The sequence below is a fragment of the Streptomyces sp. NBC_00012 genome, from assembly GCF_045040875.1.
In the GTDB taxonomy this organism is placed as follows: Bacteria; Actinomycetota; Actinomycetes; order Streptomycetales; family Streptomycetaceae; genus Streptomyces.
Window position 1 is genome coordinate 2,387,580 of record NZ_CP108309.1, and the last position, 21,459, is coordinate 2,409,038.

Sequence of the window (21,459 nt, forward strand, 5' to 3'; positions counted from 1 at the left end):
TCGCCGGCAGTGGCGTCCACGGCTTCGGGGCCGTTGTCAGTGGTGGGGTGCACGATGGGGGACATGGCCGGCTCTGCGCTCGATTCGTTCTCACCCGCGACCCGCGGCTGGTTCGCGGGTGCCTTCAGTGCGCCCACCGCCGCCCAGGAGGGCGCCTGGCGCGCGATCGGCGAGGGTTCGGACGTGCTGGTCGTCGCACCGACCGGCTCCGGCAAGACCCTCGCCGCGTTCCTCGCCGCGCTGGACGCCCTGGCGTCCGTCCCGCCGCCCGCCGAGGCGAAGAAGCGCTGCCGGGTGCTGTACGTGTCGCCCCTCAAGGCGCTCGCGGTCGATGTGGAGCGCAACCTCCGCTCACCACTGACCGGCATCCGCCAGGAGTCGGTGCGCCTGGGGCTGCCCGAACCCGAGGTCCGGGTGGGGATCCGCTCCGGCGACACCCCGCCCGCCGAGCGCCGCTCGATGGCGACCCGGCCACCGGACATCCTGATCACCACACCCGAATCACTGTTCCTGATGCTGACCTCGTCCGCCCGGGAGGCGCTGTCCGGCGTCGAGACGGTGATCCTTGACGAAGTGCACGCAGTGGCGGGCACGAAGCGCGGCGCCCATCTCGCCGTGTCGCTGGAGCGTCTCGACGAGCTGCTGCCGCGTCCCGCACGGCGGATCGGCCTGTCGGCGACGGTCCGTCCGGTCGACGAGGTGGCCCGGTTCCTCTCGCCCCGGGGCAAGGTGGAGATCGTCCAGCCGCCGTCCACCAAGCGGTTCGACCTGTCGGTGGTCGTCCCGGTCGAGGATCTGGGTGAGCTCGGCGGCTCCCCCGCCACCGACCCCGACCAGGCGGGCCAGGCGGACAAGCCGTCGATCTGGCCCCACGTCGAGGAGCGGATCGTCGACCTGGTCCAGCAGCATCGCTCCACCATCGTCTTCGCCAATTCCCGTCGCCTCGCCGAGCGGCTGTGCAACCGGCTCAACGAGATCGCGTACGAGCGGCTCACCGGCGAGACGATCGCCGAGTCCCACTCCCCCGCCGAGATCATGGCCGAGTCCGGTGCGGCGAAGGGCGCCCCGGCGCTACTCGCCCGTGCACACCACGGCTCGGTCTCCAAGGAACAGCGCGCCCAGGTCGAGGAGGACCTCAAGGCGGGCCGGCTGCCGGCCGTCGTCGCCACCTCCAGCCTGGAGCTGGGCATCGACATGGGGGCGGTCGACCTCGTGATCCAGGTGGAATCGCCGCCCTCGGTCGCCTCCGGCCTTCAACGGGTAGGCCGAGCCGGACATCAGGTCGGTGCGGTCTCCACCGGAGTGGTCTTCCCGAAGTACCGGGGCGATCTGGTGCAGGCGGCCGTGGTCACCGAGCGGATGCGCGAGGGCTCCATCGAGGCGCTCCGGGTCCCTTCCAACCCGCTGGACGTGCTGGCACAGCAGCTGGTCGCCATGGTCGCCCTGGACAGCTGGCAGGTGGACGACCTGCTGGCGGCGGTCCGCCGCGCCGCGCCCTTCGCCTCACTGCCCGAGTCCGCGTTCACCGCCGTGCTGGACATGCTCGCCGGCCGCTACCCCTCCGACGCCTTCGCCGAGCTGCGCCCCCGCGTGGTGTGGGACCGGGTGGCCGGCACGGTCACCGGCCGCCCCGGCGCACAGCGGCTCGCCGTCACCTCCGGGGGGACGATCCCCGACCGGGGGCTCTTCGGGGTCTTCCTCGCGGGCGCCGACCCCAAGAAGGGCGGCGGCCGGGTCGGTGAGCTCGACGAGGAGATGGTGTACGAGTCGCGGGTCGGCGACGTCTTCACGCTCGGCACCACGTCCTGGCGGATCGAGGACATCACCCGTGACCGGGTCCTGGTCTCGCCCGCCCCCGGCGTTCCCGGCCGGCTGCCGTTCTGGAAGGGCGACCAGCTGGGCCGCCCGCTGGAGCTGGGGCGCGCTCTGGGTGCGTTCCTCCGCGAGATCGGCGGACTGTCGCAGGAGGACGCCCGCGCGCGACTGCTCGCCGCCGGCCTCGACACCTGGGCCGCCGACAACACCCTGTCGTACATCGACGAACAGCGCCGCGCCTGCGGCCATGTGCCGGACGACCGGACCATCCTCGTCGAGCGGTTCCGTGACGAGCTGGGTGACTGGCGGGTCGTGGTCCATTCCCCGTTCGGCGCGCAGGTGCACGCGCCGTGGGCGCTGGCGCTGAGTGCCCGCCTCGCCGAGCGGTACGGCATGGACGCGCAGGTGATGCATGCCGACGACGGCATCGTGCTCCGGCTGCCGGATGCCGACCTGATGGGCCTGGACCTCCTGGACTTCGACCCCGCACAGGATCTGGCGCAGGACCCGGCGCACGGTCCGGTCCAGGACCCGGCACCGCTGCCGGCTCTCTCGTACGACAGCGAACAACCGCCCGTCGGCGCGGCGGACGTGACGTTCGAGCAGGGCGAGATCGGCGGGATCGTCACCGACCAGGTCGGCGGCTCGGCGCTGTTCGCGTCCCGGTTCCGCGAGTGCGCGGCCCGCGCCCTGCTGCTGCCGCGCCGCAGCCCCGGCAAACGCACCCCGCTGTGGCAGCAGCGCCAGCGCGCCGCACAACTGCTCCAGGTCGCATCGGAGTTCGGCTCCTTCCCCATCGTCCTGGAAGCGGTCCGCGAATGCCTCCAGGACGTCTTCGACGTCCCCGGGCTCGCGGAACTCATGGGCGACATCGAAGCCCGCCGGGTCCGGCTGGTCGAGGTGACCACCCCTGAGCCCTCGCCCTTCGCGCGCTCGCTCCTGTTCGGCTACGTCGCCCAGTTCCTGTACGAGGGAGACTCGCCCCTCGCCGAGCGGCGGGCCGCCGCCCTCTCCCTCGATTCCCATCTGCTGGCCGAGCTCCTCGGCCAGGCGGAGCTGCGCGAGCTGCTCGACGCGGATGTCCTGTCCGAGCTGGAGCAGGAGCTCCAGTGGCTGACCGAGGACCGCCGGATCAAGGACGTCGAAGGCGTCGCCGACCTCCTGCGGGTCCTCGGTCCGCTCACCGACGAGGAGTTGGCGGAGCGCGGCGCCGACCCGTCATGGGCTCCGGAGCTGTCCTCGGCCCGCCGGGCCATCCGGGTCCGGATCGGCGGAGCCGGCCACTGGGCCGCGATCGAAGACGCGGGCCGCCTCCGGGACGCGCTGGGAACCGCCCTCCCGGTCGGCGTCCCCGAGGCGTTCACCGAGCCGGTGAAGGACCCGCTCGGCGATCTCCTCGGCCGGTACGCCCGTACGCACGGTCCGTTCACCTCCACCGGGGCCGCCACCCGCTTCGGACTCGGCACCGCCGTCACCGACGGGGCTCTGCAACGGCTCTCCGCGTCCGGCCGGATCGTCCAGGGCGAGTTCCATCCCGCCGGCATCGGCCAGGAGTGGTGCGACGCCACCGTGTTGCGCCGGTTGCGCCGCCGTTCGCTCGCCGCGCTCCGCCACGAGCTGGAACCGGTTTCGCCCGCCGCCCTGGCCGCCTTCCTGCCGCAGTGGCAGCACCTGGGCAGCAACAGCCTGCGCGGAATCGACGGACTGGCCCGTGCCATCGAGCAGTTGCAGGGCGCGCCCGTCCCGGCATCGGCGTTGGAGAAGCTGATCCTGCCGGGCCGGGTCACGGGCTACAACCCCGCGATGCTCGACGAGCTGACCACCACCGGCGAGGTCGTCTGGGCCGGTGCGGGCGCCCTCCCTGGCAAGGATGGCTGGCTGTCCCTCTACCTCGCCGACAGCGCACCCCTGCTCCTTCCGCCCCCGCACCCGCTGGAGCTCAGCGCGTTGCACGAATCCGTCCTGACCGCGCTGAACGGCGGATACGGACTGTTCTTCCGGCAGATCGCCGATCAGGTCCGCGCCACCACCCATCCGGACTGCACCGATCCGCAACTTGCCGACGCCATCTGGGAGCTGGCCTGGTCGGGCCGGCTCACCAATGACACGCTCGCCCCGCTGCGCTCGTTGCTCGGCTCCGGCCGCACGGCGGGTTCGACCGCCCACCGCGCCAGACGCAGTGTCCCGCGCGGGCGTTACGGCTCGCTCACCTCCGCCGCCCGGCCCGCGTCCCGCACCGGCCCGCCCACCGTCTCGGGCCGGTGGTCCCTGCTGCCCGCCACCGAATCCGACCCCACACACCGTGCTCACGCCCTGGCCCGCACGCTGCTGGACCGCCACGGGGTGGTGACCCGGGGCGCGGTCCAGGCCGAGGGCGTCGAAGGCGGCTTCTCCGCGACGTACCGTGTGCTGTCCGCCTTCGAGGACAACGGGCAGGCCCGGCGCGGCTATGTCGTCGAGGGCCTGGGGGCGGCGCAGTTCGCGATGGACGGCGCGGTGGACCGGCTGCGCGCCACGTCCACCGCCCGCGACCGTACGGAGCCGGGTGCCGCACCCCACGCCCTGGTCCTCGCCGCAGCGGACCCGGCCAACGCGTACGGCGCGGCTCTGCCCTGGCCCGAGCCGCCGGACGGCGCCGGTCACAAGCCCGGCCGCAAGGCGGGCGCCCTGGTCGTGCTGGTCGACGGAGAGCTCGCGATGTACATGGAGCGTGGCGGCAAGACACTGCTGGCCTGGCCCACCGACCCGGACGACCCGGCTCTCCTCGCGGCGTCCGGAGCGCTGGCGGCGGCCGCCCGCGCGGGCGCGCTGGGCACGGTCACGGTGGAGCGCACCAATGGCGCACCGTCCCTGACCTCCCCGCTCGGCCGGACACTGGAAGCGGCCGGCTTCCTCGCGACCCCGAGGGGGCTGCGCCTGCGCGCCTGAACCCGCCATCGCGGCGCTCCCCACCCCGCATCATGGAGGCATGCCCGAAGGAGACACCGTCCTGCAGACCGCCGAGCGTCTGCACACCGCACTCGCAGGCCGGATCCTCACCCGCTCCGACCTGCGCGTCCCCCGATTCGCCACCACCGACCTCACCGGCCGGACGGTCCTGGACGTCATCTCGCGCGGCAAGCATCTCCTCACCCGCGTCGAGGGCGGCCTCACCCTGCACAGCCATCTCCGGATGGACGGAGCCTGGCGCGTCTACGCCCCGGGCGAGCGCTGGCGCGGTGGCCCCGCCCACCAGATCCGCGCCGTCCTCGCCAACACGGAGCACACCGCCGTCGGCTACCGGCTCCCCGTCCTCGAACTGCTCCGCACCCGGGACGAGAACAAGGCGGTCGGCCACCTCGGCCCCGATCTGCTGGGCCCCGACTGGGACCCCGACATCGCTCTGCGCAATCTGCTCGCCGACCCCGACCGCCCGCTCGGCGAAGCTCTGCTGGACCAGCGCAATCTGGCCGGAATCGGCAACATCTACAAGGCCGAGCTCTGCTTCCTGGCCCGCGCCACCCCCTGGCTCGCGATCGGCGAACTGGCCGCCCCCACCACCGCCCGCCTGATCACGACGGCCAAGCAGCTGCTCGAAGCCAACCGCAACCGCCCCATGCGCACGACCACCGGCGTGGCCCCGCGCGGCCCCGGCCCGAGAGAACGGCTCTGGGTCTACGGCAGGGCCGGCCGCCCCTGCCTGCGCTGCGGCACTCCCATCCGCAGCGCGGACCAGGACAGCCGCCCCGCCTTCTGGTGTCCGCACTGCCAGTCCGGCCCCACCGGCTGAGAACAGCCCAACAGTTGACGATCCGTCAGATTCAGTCGTAGCGTCCGCTCATGCCTCTCACCGCGTACGACCTCACGGGCCGCTCCGCGTTCATCACCGGCGCGGCAGGCGGCATCGGCCGATCCTGCGCCGTCCTGCTCGCGGCCGCGGGCACCACGGTGCACTGCGCGGATCTCGACGAGAAGGGCCTGCTGGAAACCCGGGACCTGATCACCGAAGCGGGTGGCACATCCCACATCCAGGTCCTCGATGTCACCGACCGCAGTCGGGTCGGGGCCGCCGTGGCCGCCGCGGGCGACCTGGACATCCTGGCGGCCGTCGCCGGAATCATGCATACGAGCAGCGTCCTGGAGACCTCGGACGCGGACCTCGACCGCGTCCTGGCGGTCAATTTCAAGGGCGTGCTGTACGCCTGCCAGGAGGTGGCCCGCGGCATGATCGCGCGCGGTGCCCCCGGCTCGCTGATCACCATGGCCTCGGGAGCGGTCGACTCCGCGGGCCCGGGGCTGCTCTGTTACAGCGCGGCCAAGGCGGCGGTCGTCCAGCTCACGAAGACGCTGGCGACGGAACTGGGGCCGCACGCGATCCGCGTCAACGCCGTCGCCCCGGGCTGGATCCGTACGCCCATGACCGCCCGCCACGACGCGGACCGGCAGCAACGGGTGGAGACGACGATGGCCCGGATGTCCCCGCTGGGACGGGTGGGCGAACCCGAGGACGTCGCCCACACCGTGCTGCATCTCGCTTCCGACGCGTCGGCGTTCATGACCGGCCAGATCCTCCGCCCGAACGGCGGCGTAGCCATGCCCTGGTGACCCGTCGAGCCCGCTCCGCACCCCGCACCCCGGCAGCGAACCAACAGCCCGCCCACCGCGCCCCGAGGGCCGCCCACCGGGCAGCACCCGCTTTCGCACCCCCGCCGTCCGCTCCCGTACCGTCCGCCCCCATGCCCCTTCGGCCCGCACCCGCCGATCCGGCGGTCGCGGCCACATGCACGGGCAGCAGACTCAGACCCCATCCACCCGCCGCCACCGCACCCTCGACAAGTCCCGCATGGGCCGGTTCCAGCACGAGCCGCAGCACGGCCCACCACCACACCCCGCCGAGAACGAGCGCCGGCACCCATCGCCGTACCATGGCTGCCTCCTCCGGCCGAACCTAGTGCGGCGCACTCACCCGGCGGGAGAGCGCATCGGCGCACCACCGGCGCGCTGCGCGCAGCCGCAGACCGTTCCACGCTCTTGCCCGGAACTCCAGGGTGTGCCGCGCGGGACCGGGCCCGCCACGGCCGGACGCCCTCCGGCACAGAACCGGAGCGCACACCCTCGCGACACCACGACCCCGCACACCGCGATCCCACCGCGCCACGGCCACACCGCACCGCGCCCCCGCCACGGCGACGCGATCACGCCGCACCAACGGCCACACCGCGACGCCGTCGCATCCTTCTGCGATCCCGCAGGCCGACGCTCCGCTCTCCGCAGTCTCGCCCGGCAATGCCCGGACCGCATCCAGAACGAGGCGCGCCTCGGCAGCACCGAGCCCCCACCATTGCGAGTGGGGGCCCGGCTGACGCGGTCAGTGCTCGTCGCGGCGCAGAGAGTCCTTCATGCCCTCCGCGCGCTCCTCGGCGTCGCTCATGGCGCCCTTGGCCCGGCTCTTGGCCTGGCCCTTGGCCTGGTCCATCTTGCCCTCGGCCTCCTTGCGACGGTCGCCGGTCATCTTGCCCATGGCTTCCTTCGCCTTGCCCTTCATCTTGTCCTTGGCACCTTCGTCAACCATTGCGGCTCCTTCGGGTAAGGGGATGTTCTCTCTGCCCGTTCGGCATCACCCACGATGACACAAACGCAACAAATCGGTCATTCGAGAAGAGTCCGGGGCACCCGTCCCGAGCCCACACCCGAGCACGCGGAAGCCCCGGCCGCCCTCCTCAAGGGGACGACCGGGGCTCCACCGAACACACCGCTTCACACCGGACCACGCGGGTCAGGCGGCGACGACATCCACCGCTTCCGCGGGCGCCTTGATGGTCACCCGTCCCGTCGGCACACCTGCCACCGACGTCACGGAGACGGAGTTGAGCATTGGCCGCACCGGCACAGGCACCGGATCGCTGGCTGCTGCCGACTCGGCCAGTTCGGCCAGCGACAGCTCATCGCTCACTTCACGCATGAGCTCGGACATCCGTACGTCAAGCGCGTCGCAAATGGCGGAGAGCAGTTCGGAGGATGCCTCCTTCTGCCCCCGCTCCACCTCGGAGAGATAGCCGAGCGAGACTCGGGCGGACGAGGAGACTTCGCGCAGAGTACGGCCTTGGCGCTGGCGCTGCCGACGCAGCACGTCACCAAGCAGGCGACGGAGCAGAATCATCGGTGGCTCCCTCCTCGGACCGCGTAGCCGCATCCTTCACGCCCCACCGTACCGCCTCGCGCCGCGGCCGTGCGGGGAGCGATGTCGTGTTCACTCAGGGCTGCAAACATCAATTCCCCCCGTTCTGTTCCGTATCCTGTGCCCTTGCGTTCTTGCCGAGTTCGGCAGAGAGCAACTCGAGCACGCTCCGTACGCTCTCTTTACGGATGTCCGCCCGTACGCCGTTCAACCTCAGCTCGGCCATATTCTGCACGCCTCCGGGCCCGGCCACCGCGACATAGACGGTCCCCACGGCCTTGCCGTCCTGCGGATCGGGGCCGGCGACCCCCGTGGTGGCCATGCCCCAGTCCGCCCCGAGAACGCGGCGCACACCGGCTGCCATCTGCCGCGCCACCTCCGGGTCGACCGCACCGCGCTCCGCCAGCAGGACCCCGTCCACCCCCAGGACATCCCGCTTCAGAGGCGTCGCATACGCCGTCACGGAGCCCCGGAAAGAGCGCGAGGCGCCCGGCACGGAAGTCAGCTCCGCCGCGACCAGACCGCCGGTCAGCGACTCCGCGACGGCAAGGGTCTCGCCACGCTCCACGAGCAGCTCCAGCACCCTGGCCGCGGCAGTCACCGCTCGGCCTCCGCCGAATCACGGCTTCCCGTGGCCCCCTGGACCGGCCCCGCCGCCGCTGCGGCGGCCCGTTCGGCCGCGAGCCCCTTGCGTCGCAGGACCACCGCCTGGCGCACATAGTCGAGCCCGGTGAGGACCGTCAGCACGACGGCGACCGCCATCACCCAGAAGCGCAGGGTGGCGAGTGGACCGGTGAGCGCCAGGACGTACATCCCGACGGCCGTCCCCTGCGCCAGGGTCTTCATCTTCCCGCCGCGACTGGCCGGAATCACCGCATGCCGTATCACCCAGAAGCGCATCAGCGTGATGCCGAGCTCGCGGAAGAGAATCACACCCGTGACCCACCAGGGCAGATCGCCGAGGTACGAGAGACAGACCAGCGCCGCCCCCATGATCGCCTTGTCCGCGATCGGGTCGGCGATCTTCCCGAAGTCAGTGACCAGGTTGTAGGTGCGTGCCAGATGCCCGTCGAAGAGGTCGGTGATCATGGCGATGGCGAAGGCCGCCCAGGCGAACGACCGCCAGACCGGGTCGTACCCGCCGTTGTGCAGCAGCAGCAGCACGAAACCGGGCACCAGCACCAGCCGCAGCATGGTGAGTAGATTGGCGATGTTCCACAGGCTGGCCTGATTGACGGCCGCAGTGCCCAGCTTGCCGCCGCGGACCGGCTTCGCGCCGGAGCCGCCTGCCGCGGATGCCGGGGCTCCCGTCATCTGGCTGCCTCCACGAGTCCGGAACACTCGGCCACCAGATCCACTCCTTCGGTGCCCACGACCTTTGCCTCGACCATAAGGCCGGGTGCGAGGCCGTCGCGTGTGGTGAAGAGCACCTGGCCGTCCGTTTCGGGTGCCTGGTGCGCCGCGCGGCCCACTGCACCGTCCTCGTCGTCCACGGACTCGACCAGCACCTGGAGCGACTCGCCCAGGCGCTCCTCGGCACGCTGCGAGGTCAGCTCCTCGGCCAGCTGTGAGATGTGCGCGAGCCGCTCGGAGATGACGTCGGCGTCCAGCTTGTTCTCGTAGCCGACGGCCTCGGTACCCTCCTCGTCGGAGTAGCCGAAGACGCCGATGGCGTCGAGCCGGGCGCCGGTGAGGAAGCGTTCCAGCTCCGCCAGATCGGCCTCGGTCTCACCCGGGAAGCCCACGATGAAGTTGGAGCGGGCACCGGCCTGCGGCGCCTTGTTCCGGATGGTGTCCAGCAACTCCAGGAACCGGTCGGTGTCACCGAAGCGGCGCATCGCCCGCAGCACACCGGGGGCCGAGTGCTGGAAGGACAGGTCGAAGTACGGCGCGACCTTCGGGGTCGAGGTCAGCACGTCGATGAGGCCGGGCCGCATCTCGGCCGGCTGGAGGTAGCTGACCCGGATCCGCTCGATGCCCTCGACGTCGGCGAGCTCCGGCAACAGCGTCTCCAGCAGCCGGATGTCGCCGAGGTCCTTGCCGTACGAGGTGTTGTTCTCGGAGACCAGCATGACCTCCTTGACACCCTGCTCGGCCAGCCAGCGGGTCTCCTGCAGCACGTCCGAGGGGCGCCGCGAGATGAAGGAGCCGCGGAAGGACGGAATGGCGCAGAAGGAGCAGCGGCGGTCGCAGCCGGAGGCGAGCTTCACCGAGGCGACGGGGCTGGTGCCCAGGCGCCGGCGCAGGGGCGCCCGCGGCCCGGAGACCGGGGCGACGCCGTCGGGGAGGTCCTCGGGGGCCGGCGCGGCCTCCTGTGCGTGCCCGGGCAGGGCCACGGCCGCGTCCTGCCGCTCGGCCGGGCTGATCGGCAGCAGCTTGCGGCGGTCGCGCGGGGTGTGCGAGGCGTGGATGCCGCCGTTGAGGATGGTCTGGAGGCGGTCGGAGATGTCGGCGTAGTCGTCGAAGCCGAGGACGCCGTCCGCCTCGGGCAGGGCCTCGGCGAGGTCCTTGCCGTAGCGCTCGGCCATGCAGCCGACGGCGACCACGGCCTGGGTTCTGCCGTGGTCCTTCAGATCATTGGCTTCGAGCAGGGCGTCGACGGAGTCCTTCTTGGCGGCCTCGACGAATCCACAGGTGTTGACTACGGCGACATCCGCGTCGGAGGCGTCCTGGACGAGCTCCCAGCCGTCCGCTGCCAAGCGGCCTGCGAGCTCCTCCGAGTCCACCTCGTTACGGGCGCAGCCAAGAGTGACAAGGGCGACGGTACGGCGTTCGGGCATGGGCTCAAGACTACTTTGTCCCGGCACTCGCCCTGCCGCGCAGGGTTCCACCGTTACACCGAGTAACAAATGCGGCGAGCGCCCGGCCTGGTTGCCGGGCGCTCGCCGCGTCGCGGATGCCGCCCGAGGCGGCGGTGCGTACCCGTCAGCCGACCGCCGGGTCGCCCTTGGTGTACGAGAGCCGCTCGACCTGGCCGGGCTGGAACTTGTCCTCGACCTTCTTGCCGTTGACGAAGAGCTCGATCGAACCCGCGTCACCGAGGACGAGGTCGACCCGCTCCTGGTCCTGGAAGGTCTTGGTCTGGCCCTGCAGCAGCAGACCGTCGAAGAGCAGCCGCCCGTTGTGGTCCTTGGCGGAGATCCAGCTCTTGCCCTGGTTGGCGTTGAGCCGGACCGTCACCTTGTCCCTGGGCGCCGCGGCGATGGCGCTGTCGGAAGGTGCCGGCTTGGGGTCGACGGGCTTGCCGGTCTTCGGCGCGGAGCTCGTCTTGTGGGGTGCGGGCCCTTCCGCGACCTGGGTGGCCGCGGAACCGTCGTCGCTGCCCTTGAGGAACGTGAAGCCGACGAAACCGACGACGGCGACGATCGCCGCGACCATGGCCGCCGTCCAGTTGGGCCGGCGGGGTTCGGAACGGATTCTCTCGGCCTCGAACAGCGGCGCCGCGGGGGTGGGTGCGGGACGGCCGCCGTGTTCCGCGTCGTACTGCGAAACCAGCGGTTCCGGATCGAGTTCGACGGCACGCGCGAGCGTACGGATATGGCCGCGTGCGTACACGTCGCCGCCGCAGCGGGAGAAGTCGTCCTCTTCGATCGCGTGCACGATGGGGATGCGCACCCGGGTGGACGAGCTGATCTCTTCGACCGTGAGACCTGCGGCGATACGAGCCTGCTGGAGCACTCGACCGATCGAAGGCCGGTCGTCTTCGGGGGAGTTGCCGATGGACACGGGGGCGCCTTTCGAGCGTGAGCCACCTGCTGGGTGTTCAGTCTAGGGGGGGTACGAAAGGGTGGGGCAACCGGGAGGAAGGCCTTTGTCCTCCATCGGACTCGAACACTGTCCGATTCGCCGGACCGCCCCGGGAGGGACAATTCTGCCGCCCCTCTCCCCAAGTTGACGTACGACCCGACGAAACGGTTGCCCGTAACACCCTTACGAACCGGTTTCCCCGCGGATCAGAGCCAACACTCCGTCCAGCTCGTCGGGTTTCACCATGACGTCGCGCGCCTTGGATCCCTCGCTGGGGCCGACGATGTTCCTCGACTCCATCAGGTCCATCAGCCGGCCTGCCTTCGCGAAGCCGACACGCAGCTTGCGCTGAAGCATCGAGGTGGACCCGAACTGAGTGGAGACGACCAGCTCGGCGGCCTGGCAAAGCAGATCCAGGTCGTCGCCGATGTCCTCGTCGATCTCCTTCTTCTTGGCGGTGCCGACCACCACGTCCTCGCGGAAGACCGGCGCCATCTGGTCCTTGCAGTGCTGGACGATGGCCGCGACCTCGTCCTCGGTGACGAAGGCGCCCTGCATCCGGGTCGGCTTGTTCGCACCCATGGGCAGGAACAGACCGTCACCCTTTCCGATGAGCTTCTCGGCGCCGGGCTGGTCGAGGATGACCCGGCTGTCGGCCAGCGACGAGGTCGCGAAGGCGAGCCGGGAGGGCACGTTCGCCTTGATCAGACCGGTGACGACGTCGACCGAGGGCCGCTGGGTCGCCAGCACCAGGTGAATACCGGCGGCGCGGGCCAGCTGGGTGATCCGGACGATGGCATCCTCCACATCGCGGGGAGCGACCATCATCAGGTCGGCGAGCTCGTCGACGATCACCAGCAGATACGGGTAGGGCGAGAGCTCGCGCTCACTGCCCTCGGGCGGCTTGACCTTGCCGTTGCGGACGGCCTGGTTGAAGTCGTCGATGTGGCGGTAGCCGAACGCCGCGAGGTCGTCGTACCGCAGGTCCATCTCCCGCACGACCCACTGGAGTGCCTCGGCGGCGCGCTTCGGGTTGGTGATGATCGGCGTGATCAGGTGCGGGATGCCCTCGTACGCCGTCAGCTCGACGCGCTTGGGGTCGACCAGCACCATGCGGACGTCGTCCGGGGTCGCCCGCACCATCACCGAGGTGATCAGGCAGTTGATGCACGACGACTTGCCGGAACCGGTCGCACCGGCCACCAGCACGTGCGGCATCTTCGCCAGGTTGGCCATCACATAGCCGCCCTCGACGTCCTTGCCGAGCGCGACCAGCATCGGGTGGTCGTCCTCGGCGGCGTCCGCGAGGCGCAGCACGTCGCCGAGGTTGACCATCTCCCGGTCGGTGTTGGGGATCTCGATGCCGACCGCCGACTTGCCCGGGATCGGGGAGATGATCCGGACGTCGGGGCTGGCGACGGCGTAGGCGATGTTCTTGGCGAGCGCGGTGATCCGCTCGACCTTCACCGCCGGGCCGAGCTCCACCTCGTACCGCGTGACCGTCGGTCCCCGGGTGAAACCGGTGACGGCGGCGTCGACCTTGAATTCGGTGAAGACGTTGGTCAGCGCGGCGACGATCGCGTCGTTGGCGGCGCTGCGGGTCTTGCCGGGGCCGCCGCGCTCCAGCAGGTCGAGCGAGGGCAGCGAGTAGGTGATGTCGCCGGAGAGCTGGAGCTGTTCCGCGCGGGCCGGCAGCGGCTGGGACTGCGAGTCGGGGACGGGCTTGGTGAGATCGGGGACGCCGCCCGTGGGCGCCTGCTTCCCTCCTCCGGAGGAGGGTCCGCCCTCCCTGGCGCCAGGCACCGGCGTGCCCTGGCGTTCGCGCTCGACGGAGACGCCCTGGGTGAGGTCGGCGACGATCGGCGAGGGCGGCATACCGTTGAGCACTGCCCCGTCGAGGGCCGCGGCCGCGGCTGCCGCCACGTCCACCGCGTCCATGGTGCGGTTCATCGCGGGCTGCACGGAGGGCCTGCGCGGCCGGCGGCGCTTGGAGAGCGCTTCGGCCTCGGCCTGCTCGGGGCCGTACTCGGCGGGGGCTTCGGAGCGGTGGGCCGGGGAGCGGCGGGAGCGGGCGGGAAGCTGCTCGCGCCACTGCTCCTCGTAGCGCTCGTCGTCGTTCTCCTCGTCCGCCTCGGGGTCGTACTCCGGGTGGAGGAGGCCCAGCTTGGTGCCGAGCAGCCGGAGCCGTTGCGGAATAGCGTTCACCGGGGTCGCGGTGACGACCAGCAGCCCGAAGACGGTGAGCAGCAACAGCAGCGGTACGGCGAGGACCTCGCCCATCGTGTAGATCAGCGGCTTGGAGGCGGCCCAGCCGATGAGCCCGCCCGCGTTCTGCATCGCCGTGGTGCCGTCCTCCCGGCCGGGCGATCCGCAGGCGATGTGGACCTGTCCGAGCACGCCGATGACGAGGGCGGAGAGCCCGATCACGATGCGGCCGTTGGCCTCGGGCTTCTCCGGGTAGCGGATCAGCCGTACGGCGATGGTGCCGAGCAGTATCGGTACGAGCAGATCGAGCCGGCCGAAGGCTCCGGTGACGAGCATCTCCACGAGGTCGCCGACGGGACCTCGCAGATTCGACCAGGTGCCTGCGGCGACGACCAGCGCGAGGCCGAGCAGCAGCAGCGCGACGCCGTCCTTGCGGTGTGCGGGGTCGAGTCCCTTGGCTCCACGCCCTATGCCGCGGAACGTCGCTCCGACGGCGTGGGCCGTACCGAGCCAGACGGCGCGCGCCAGGCGGTACACGCCACTGGTGGGCGACGGGGCGGGCTTGGGCTGGGCCGCCTTCTTCGCCGCTGCCTTCTTGGCCGGTGCCTTCTTGGCGGGCGCGGTCTTCTTCGCGGCGGTCTTCTTCGCGGGCGCGGCTTTCGGCGCGGCTTTCCTGGCCGGCCCCGCGGTACGGCCGACGCGCTTCGCGGTGCCCGCCGTGCCCTGGGAACCCTTGCCGGACGTACGTGAGGCCATGGTGCCGAGGTTACCGTTGTCGGCGGCTGTGAACACGTGCGACTGCCGCTTCACCCGACCGTGTCGCTGTACAGGGGCCGCAAACTGACGCGACCTCACCGCCGGATGCCCCGATTCCGGCCGTCGACCGACGGATCGTAAGGGCCAGTTGGGCCTCAGCCCCGGACAACCGCCCTCCCCCGGCCCGAAGTCACGTAGCCGGACCGCCTCGAACCCGTCACTCCCCGGTGCGGGGACACGGCGGATGCGGCGTTACGAGGGAAGGGCGGCCGTGCCGCTTCCGGTGCCGGGCTCCAGGGCGTCCAGCGCCCGACGCAGCCCGGTCAGCTTGCGCTCCAGATGGGCGGCGGTGGCCACCGCCGCGGCGTCCGCCGACTCGTCGTCGAGCTGTTTGGAGAGCGCCTCGGCCTGCTCCTCGACGGCCGCGAGCCGCGCCGAGAGCTCGGCCAGCAACCCGGCGGGCTCCCGCTCGTGGTCCGAGCCGCCCCCGTCGCCCTCCAGCTGGAGCCGCAGCAGCGCCGCCTGTTCGCGCAGCTTGCAGTTCTTCATGTACAGCTCGACGAAGACCGAGACCTTGGCGCGGAGCACCCACGGGTCGAAGGGCTTCGAGATGTAGTCCACCGCGCCGGCCGCGTAACCCCGGAAGGTGTGATGCGGACCGTGGTTGATCGCGGTGAGAAAGATGATCGGGATGTCCCGGGTCCGTTCCCGCCGCTTGATGTGCGCGGCGGTTTCGAAACCGTCCATGCCCGGCATCTGGACGTCCAGCAGAATGACCGCGAAGTCGTCCGTGAGCAGCGCTTTGAGCGCTTCCTCCCCTGACGATGCCCGGACCAGTGTCTGATCGAGCGCAGAGAGGATGGCCTCCAGCGCCAGCAGATTCTCCGGCCGGTCATCGACCAGGAGGATCTTGGCCTTCTGTACCATGGCCCGTCCTCCTCGCCCCGGAATTGCACCGGGCGCCGCCCCAGGGGACGACTCCCTTACGCCGTCCGTCCTTGTGCCGGTCATGGTAGCCGCACCCCGCCCGTCGCCACACCCTGTCACCGTGATGTCACTGTGCACACAGCAAAAACGCGGTGGGGGACGAGAAGGTTCCCCGTATACCGCCTTCTCACACCCCTGCGAGCACAGTCGATCAGCAACTCGTCCGGATTCCCTCGACCAATGATCACTCTCCGCGCATCCACTGCTCCATTACGGAAAGGAGATGATCAGGATCGACAGGCTTGGTGACATAGTCGGAAGCACCGGATTCGATCGCCTTCTCGCGGTCACCCTTCATCGCCTTCGCGGTCAACGCGACGATCGGCAGCCCGGCGAACTGCGGCATCCGCCGGATCGCCGCCGTCGTGGCATAACCGTCCATCTCCGGCATCATGATGTCCATCAGTACGACCGTCACATCGTCGTGCTGCTCCAGGACTTCGATGCCCACGCGTCCGTTCTCCGCGTACAGCACCGAAAGTCCATGCTGCTCCAGCACGCTGGTGAGCGCGAAGACGTTACGGATGTCGTCGTCGACGATGAGCACCTTCTCGCCACGGAACCGGAACGTCCTGCGGACCTCGGGCTCCTCCTGCCCGGCGAGCGTCCACGGCTCCTGCGGAGCCATCGGCGCGGCACTCCGGGGCGGCAGCGCGGGCCGCCGCTCCGCACCCCCCAGGCTCTTGCGGCGCCGCTGCATCAGGCCGGCCGCACCGCCCTGATCCGGTGCCACGGCTGCCGGGCCGGCGCCCGGACCGGCCTCCGGCTGCAACCCCTCCTCGACCACCGCGCCATGCCCCTCGATGGGACCGGGGCCGATCTGCGGGTATCCCTGCGGTGGCAACTCGCTCGGGTGCAGCGGCAGATACAGCGTGAAGGTCGAACCACGGCCCGGCTCGCTGGCCGCGTGGATCTCGCCGCCCAGCAGCCGCGCGATCTCCCGGCTGATGGACAGCCCGAGCCCCGTACCCCCGTACTTGCGGCTGGTTGTGCCATCCGCCTGCTTGAACGCCTCGAAGATCACCAGCATCTTGCTGGAGGCGATCCCGATACCGGTGTCGGTGACCGAGAACGCGATCAGGTCGGCGTCCGCGTCACGCAGCGAGCCGGCCTCCAGGAGCTGCTCACGGATGGCGTTCGGCACATCCTCGTTGGCGTGCCGGATCACCAGCTCGACCGCCCCGCTGTCGGTGAACTTCACCGCGTTGGAGAGGAGATTGCGAAGCACCTGCAAGAGCCGCTGCTCGTCCGTGTGCAGGGTCGCGGGCAGTTCCGGCGAGACCCGTACGGAGAAATCGAGTCCCTTCTCCGCCGTGAGCGGGCGGAACGTCGCCTCCACGTAGTCCACCAGCTGAACCAGCGCGATCCGGGTCGGGCTGACGTCCATCTTGCCCGCCTCGACCTTCGTCAGATCGAGAATGTCATTGATCAGCTGGAGCAGATCGGAACCGGCCCCGTGGATCGTCTCGGCGAATTCCACCTGCTTCGGCGAGAGATTGCCCTCGGCGTTGTCGGCGAGCAGCTTGGCCAGAATGAGCAGCGAGTTGAGCGGCGTGCGCAACTCGTGCGACATGTTCGCCAGGAATTCGGACTTGTAACGCATCGAGACCGCGAGCTGCTCGGCGCGCTCCTCCAGGACCTGCCGGGCCTCCTCGATCTCGGTGTTCTTGACCTCGATGTCGCGGTTCTGCTGGGCCAGCAGTTCGGCCTTCTCCTCCAGTTCCGCGTTGGATTCCTGGAGGGCCTTCTGCCGGTTCTCCAACTCCTTCGAGCGGTCCCGCAATTGCTCGGCCAGCTCCTGCGACTGTTCGAGGAGCTTCTCGGTCTTCGTATTGACGCTGATGGTGTTGACGCTCGTCGCGATCATTTCGGCGAGCTGATTGAGGAAGTCCCGCTGGATGTGGGTGAACGGCTGGAACGAGGCCAGCTCGATCACTCCGAGGACCTTCCCCTCGAAAAGCACCGGCAGCACGATCACATGCGCGGGAGGTGCCTCGCCGAGCCCGGAGGAGATCTTCAGATAGCCCGGCGGAACGTTGTCCACCTGGATGGTCCGCTTCTCCTCCGCGGCGGTCCCGATGAGCGTCTCGCCCGGCCGGAAGGAGGTCGGCATCGAACCCGCCGAGTATCCGTAGCTGCCCCTCATGCAGAGTTCGTACGAGCTGTCCTTGTCGCTGTCCGAGCCCACCGCTGCGGTGTCCCCGGTCGGCATGGCCAGGAAGAACGCACCGTGCTGCGCGGAGACGACCGGAGTCAGCTCGCTCATGATCAGCGAGGCCACGTCGTCCAGATCGCGGCGCCCCTGCATGAGGCCGGAGATACGGGCGAGATTGCCCTTGAGCCAGTCCTGTTCCTTGTTGGTCGCCGTGGTGTCGCGCAGGTTGGCGATCATGGTGTTGATGTTGTCCTGCAGGGCCTGGATCTCGCCGGCCGCGTCCACATCGATCTTCAGATTGAGGTCACCGCGGGTCACCGCCGTGGCGACGGCAGCGATGGCCCGCACCTGACGCGTGAGGTTTCCGGCCATCTCGTTCACCGATTCGGTGAGGTCGCGCCAGGTGCCGTCGACGTCCCGGACCCGGGCCTGGCCGCCCAGCTGCCCTTCCGTGCCCACCTCGCGGGCCACCCGGGTCACCTGTTCGGCGAACGAGGACAGCTGGTCCACCATCGTGTTGATGGTGTTCTTCAGCTGCTGGATCTCGCCGCGCGCGTCGATGTCGATCTTCTTGGTGAGGTCGCCCTTGGCGATCGCCGTGGTGACCGCCGCGATCTGGCGCACCTGACCGGTCAGGTTGGACGCCATCGAGTTCACCGACTCGGTGAGGTCCTTCCACGTCCCCGAGACGCCCGGCACCCTTGCCTGGCCGCCCAGTTCGCCCTCCGTGCCCACCTCGCGGGCGACCCGCGTCACCTCGTCGGCGAACGAGGACAGCGTCGTCACCATCGTGTTGACGGTGTCCGCGAGCTCGGCGACCTCGCCGCGCGCCTCGACGGTGACCTTCTTCCTCAGGTCGCCGTTGGCGACCGCCGAGGAGACCCGGGAGATGTTCCGCACCTGACTGGTCAGGTTGTTGGCCATCAGGTTGACGTTGTCGCTGAGGTCCTTCCAGATGCCGGTGGCGCCCGGCACGCGTGCCTGACCGCCGAGGATGCCCTCGGTACCCACCTCGCGGGCGACCCGCGTCACCTCGTCGGCGAAGTTGAGCAGCTGGTCGACCATGGTGTTGACGGTCGTGACCAGTTCGAGGATCTCGCCCTTGGCATCGACGGTGATCTTCTTGGAGAGGTCGCCGTTGGCGACCGCGGTGGTGACCTCGGCGATGTTGCGGACCTGCATGGTCAGGTTGTTCGCCATGCCGTTGACGGACTGGGTGAGGTCCTTCCACGTACCGGACACCCCCTGCACCTCGGCCTGGCCGCCGAGCATGCCCTCCGTGCCCACCTCACGGGCGACCCTGGTCACCTGCTCGGCGAAGTTCGAGAGCTGGTCGACCATCGTGTTGATGGTGTTCTTCAGCTCAAGGATCTCGCCCCGCGCGTCCACGTCGATCTTCTGCGACAGGTCACCACGCGCCACCGCGGTGGCGACCTGCGCGATGTTACGGACCTGAGCGGTCAGGTTGCCGGCCATGCCGTTCACCGAATCGGTCAGATCACGCCACACACCGGCCACTCCGGGCACCTGCGCCTGCCCGCCGAGCCGCCCGTCGGTGCCGACCTCGCGGGCCACCCTGGTCACCTGCTCGGCGAAGGCGGAGAGCTGGTCGACCATCGTGTTGATGGTGTTCTTCAGCTCAAGGATCTCGCCCCGCGCGTCCACGTCGATCTTCTGCGACAGGTCACCACGCGCCACCGCGGTGGTCACCTGGGCGATCTGGCGGACCTGCGAAGTCAGGTTCCCGGCCATGAAGTTGACGGAGTCGGTGAGCTCCTTCCAGGTACCCGAGACGCCGTCCACCCGGGCCTGGCCGCCGAGGCGGCCCTCCGTACCCACGTCACGCGCCATCCGCGTCACCTGGTCGGCGAAGTTCGAGAGCTGCGCCACCATCGTGTTGACGGTGTTCTTCAGCTCCAGCATCTCGCCCGCGACATCCACGGTGACCTTCTGCGACAGATCACCATTGGCCACCGCGGTCGTCACCTGCGCGATGTCGCGCACCTGCCCCGTGAGGTTCCGGAACGCCGCGTTCACCGAATCGGTGAGGTCCTTCCAGGTACCCGCCGCACCCGGCACCTCGGCCTGACCGCCGAGCAAACCTTCGACACCGACCTCCCGGGCCACCCGGGTCACTTCCGAACCGAAGGCCTGGAGCTGGTCCACCATCGTGTTGACGGTGTTCTTCAGCTCCAGCATCTCGCCGGCCACATCCACCGTGACCTTCTGCGTCATGTCACCGTTGGCCACCGCCGTGGTCACCTGCGCGATGTCCCGCACCTGGGTCGTCAGGTTCCGGAAGACCGTGTTCACCGAATCGGTGAGGTCCTTCCAGGTACCCGCCGCACCCGGCACCTTCGCCTGACCACCGAGCAGACCCTCGCCACCGACCTCGCTGGCCACCCGGGTCACTTCGTCCGCGAAGAGCCGCAGCGTGTCGGTCATCTGGTTGATGGTCTCGGCCAGTTGCGCGACCTCGCCGCGAGCGCTCACCGTGACCTTCTGGGACAGGTCGCCGTTGGCGACCGCCGTCGTCACCTCGGCGATACCACGGACCTGGGAGGTGAGGTTCCCGGCCATCGTGTTGACGGAGTCGGTGAGGTCCTTCCACACACCCGCCACACCCGGCACGGTCGCCTGGCCGCCGAGCTCACCCTCGGTGCCCACCTCACGGGCGACCCGGGTCACCTCGGAGGAGAACGACGACAGCTGGTCGACCATCGTGTTGACGGTGTTCTTCAGCTGGAGCATCTCGCCGGCCACATGGACCGTGACCTTCCGCGACAGATCGCCCTTGGCGACCGCCGTCGTCACCAGGGCGATGTCGCGCACCTGCGCGGTCAGCCGGTACGCCATGGTGTTCACGGAGTCCGTGAGGTCCTTCCACGACCCGGACATCCCGCGCACCTGGGCCTGTCCACCCAGCTTGCCTTCGGTGCCCACCTCGACCGCGACCCTCGTCACCTGCTCGGTGAACGCGGACAGCTGATCGACCAGACTGTTGACCGTGCGGGCGACCTTCAGGAACTCGCCGCGCAGGGGCCTCACCGTCTCGTCGGACGTGTGCGAACGCAGCTCCATGCGCTGTTCGAGATCACCGTCGGCCACCGCCGACAGCACCCGCCCGACCTCCGAGACCGGGCGGGCCAGATCGTCGACCAGCTCGTTGGAGGCGTCGATCGCGGCGGCCCAGGAACCCTCGCAGGCGCCCGTCTCCAGCCGTTCGGTGAGCTTGCCCTCGCGTCCGACCACCCGCCGTACCCGGGCCAGCTCACCGGTGAGATGCAGATTCCGGTCGGCGACCTCGTTGAAGACCGCCGCGATCTCCGCCATCACACCGTCGCCCGAGACGGTCAGACGCCTGCGGAAATTCCCGTCGCGCATTGCCACGAGGCCCGCCAGCAGTCTGTTGAGCGCCGCCGCGTCGACGTCGATGGTTCCATTGCGTTGTTTCTTCACGGACTGTCCGCCTTTTGTGCGCGTGCTTTTGCCCCGCGCCGCCACGCCAGACTCCACCGTGTCCCTCCCGCAGGGGTTGACCGTATCGCTCGGGCCGTATCTGGGAGCTTGCCCAGTTCTTCTTTGGCTCACCGCCACAGTCCACCGTCGACGGGTGACCATGGGGACGTCAAATCGT

At 69.9% G+C, this 21,459-nt stretch carries 13 protein-coding genes; 3 read left to right on the forward strand and 10 right to left on the reverse strand.

The window, feature by feature from the left end; genetic code table 11:
- Positions 1–63: 63 nt before the first annotated feature.
- From OHA19_RS11005 to OHA19_RS11015, 3 genes are read left to right on the forward strand one after another with little or no spacing between them, the layout of a single operon-like run.
- Positions 64–4,743, forward strand: a complete 4,680-nt coding sequence (locus tag OHA19_RS11005) for a DEAD/DEAH box helicase (RefSeq protein WP_405750081.1) — start codon at positions 64–66, stop codon at positions 4,741–4,743.
- A gap of 40 nt (positions 4,744–4,783) precedes the next feature.
- The gene (locus tag OHA19_RS11010; RefSeq protein ID WP_405750083.1) at positions 4,784–5,584 is read left to right on the forward strand and encodes a DNA-formamidopyrimidine glycosylase family protein; all 801 of its coding nucleotides are present in this window, start codon (positions 4,784–4,786) and stop codon (positions 5,582–5,584) included.
- Positions 5,585–5,634: 50 nt separating this feature from the next.
- Positions 5,635–6,399, forward strand: a complete 765-nt coding sequence (locus OHA19_RS11015) for an SDR family NAD(P)-dependent oxidoreductase (RefSeq protein WP_405716945.1) — start codon at positions 5,635–5,637, stop codon at positions 6,397–6,399.
- On the opposite strand, the gene OHA19_RS11020 is transcribed toward OHA19_RS11015, so the two are convergent.
- From OHA19_RS11020 to OHA19_RS11065, 10 genes are all read right to left on the reverse strand, one after another.
- The gene (locus tag OHA19_RS11020; protein ID WP_405716944.1) at positions 6,347–6,721 is read right to left on the reverse strand and encodes a hypothetical protein; all 375 of its coding nucleotides are present in this window, start codon (positions 6,719–6,721) and stop codon (positions 6,347–6,349) included. The two genes, OHA19_RS11015 and OHA19_RS11020, sit on opposite strands and share 53 nt — an antisense overlap.
- Positions 6,722–7,162: 441 nt before the next feature.
- Positions 7,163–7,366, reverse strand: coding sequence for a CsbD family protein (locus tag OHA19_RS11025; RefSeq protein WP_405716943.1), 204 nt, complete (start codon positions 7,364–7,366; stop codon positions 7,163–7,165).
- 204 nt (positions 7,367–7,570) lie between these two features.
- The gene (locus tag OHA19_RS11030) at positions 7,571–7,954 is read right to left on the reverse strand and encodes a helix-turn-helix domain-containing protein (RefSeq protein ID WP_018105285.1); all 384 of its coding nucleotides are present in this window, start codon (positions 7,952–7,954) and stop codon (positions 7,571–7,573) included.
- A 109-nt stretch (positions 7,955–8,063) separates the two neighbouring features.
- Positions 8,064–8,573 (reverse strand): CinA family protein, encoded by a 510-nt coding sequence (locus tag OHA19_RS11035; protein WP_405716942.1) that lies wholly within the window; start codon positions 8,571–8,573, stop codon positions 8,064–8,066.
- Complete coding sequence (gene pgsA / locus OHA19_RS11040; protein WP_405716941.1) at positions 8,570–9,286, reverse strand: CDP-diacylglycerol--glycerol-3-phosphate 3-phosphatidyltransferase; 717 nt, start codon at positions 9,284–9,286, stop codon at positions 8,570–8,572. The genes OHA19_RS11035 and pgsA overlap by 4 nt, the downstream gene beginning before the upstream one ends.
- Positions 9,283–10,752, reverse strand: a complete 1,470-nt coding sequence (gene rimO / locus OHA19_RS11045; RefSeq protein ID WP_405716940.1) for a 30S ribosomal protein S12 methylthiotransferase RimO — start codon at positions 10,750–10,752, stop codon at positions 9,283–9,285. The genes pgsA and rimO overlap by 4 nt, the downstream gene beginning before the upstream one ends.
- Before the next feature lie 145 nt (positions 10,753–10,897).
- Positions 10,898–11,698 (reverse strand): helix-turn-helix domain-containing protein, encoded by an 801-nt coding sequence (locus OHA19_RS11050; protein WP_405716939.1) that lies wholly within the window; start codon positions 11,696–11,698, stop codon positions 10,898–10,900.
- Positions 11,699–11,902: 204 nt separating this feature from the next.
- Complete coding sequence (locus OHA19_RS11055; RefSeq protein ID WP_405716938.1) at positions 11,903–14,680, reverse strand: DNA translocase FtsK; 2,778 nt, start codon at positions 14,678–14,680, stop codon at positions 11,903–11,905.
- Between the two features lie 252 nt (positions 14,681–14,932).
- The gene (locus OHA19_RS11060) at positions 14,933–15,607 is read right to left on the reverse strand and encodes a two-component system response regulator (protein WP_405716937.1); all 675 of its coding nucleotides are present in this window, start codon (positions 15,605–15,607) and stop codon (positions 14,933–14,935) included.
- A 244-nt stretch (positions 15,608–15,851) separates the two neighbouring features.
- A complete protein-coding gene (locus OHA19_RS11065; RefSeq protein ID WP_405716936.1) occupies positions 15,852–21,281 on the reverse strand; it encodes a HAMP domain-containing protein in 5,430 nt (1,809 codons plus the stop codon).
- Positions 21,282–21,459: the final 178 nt, after the last annotated feature.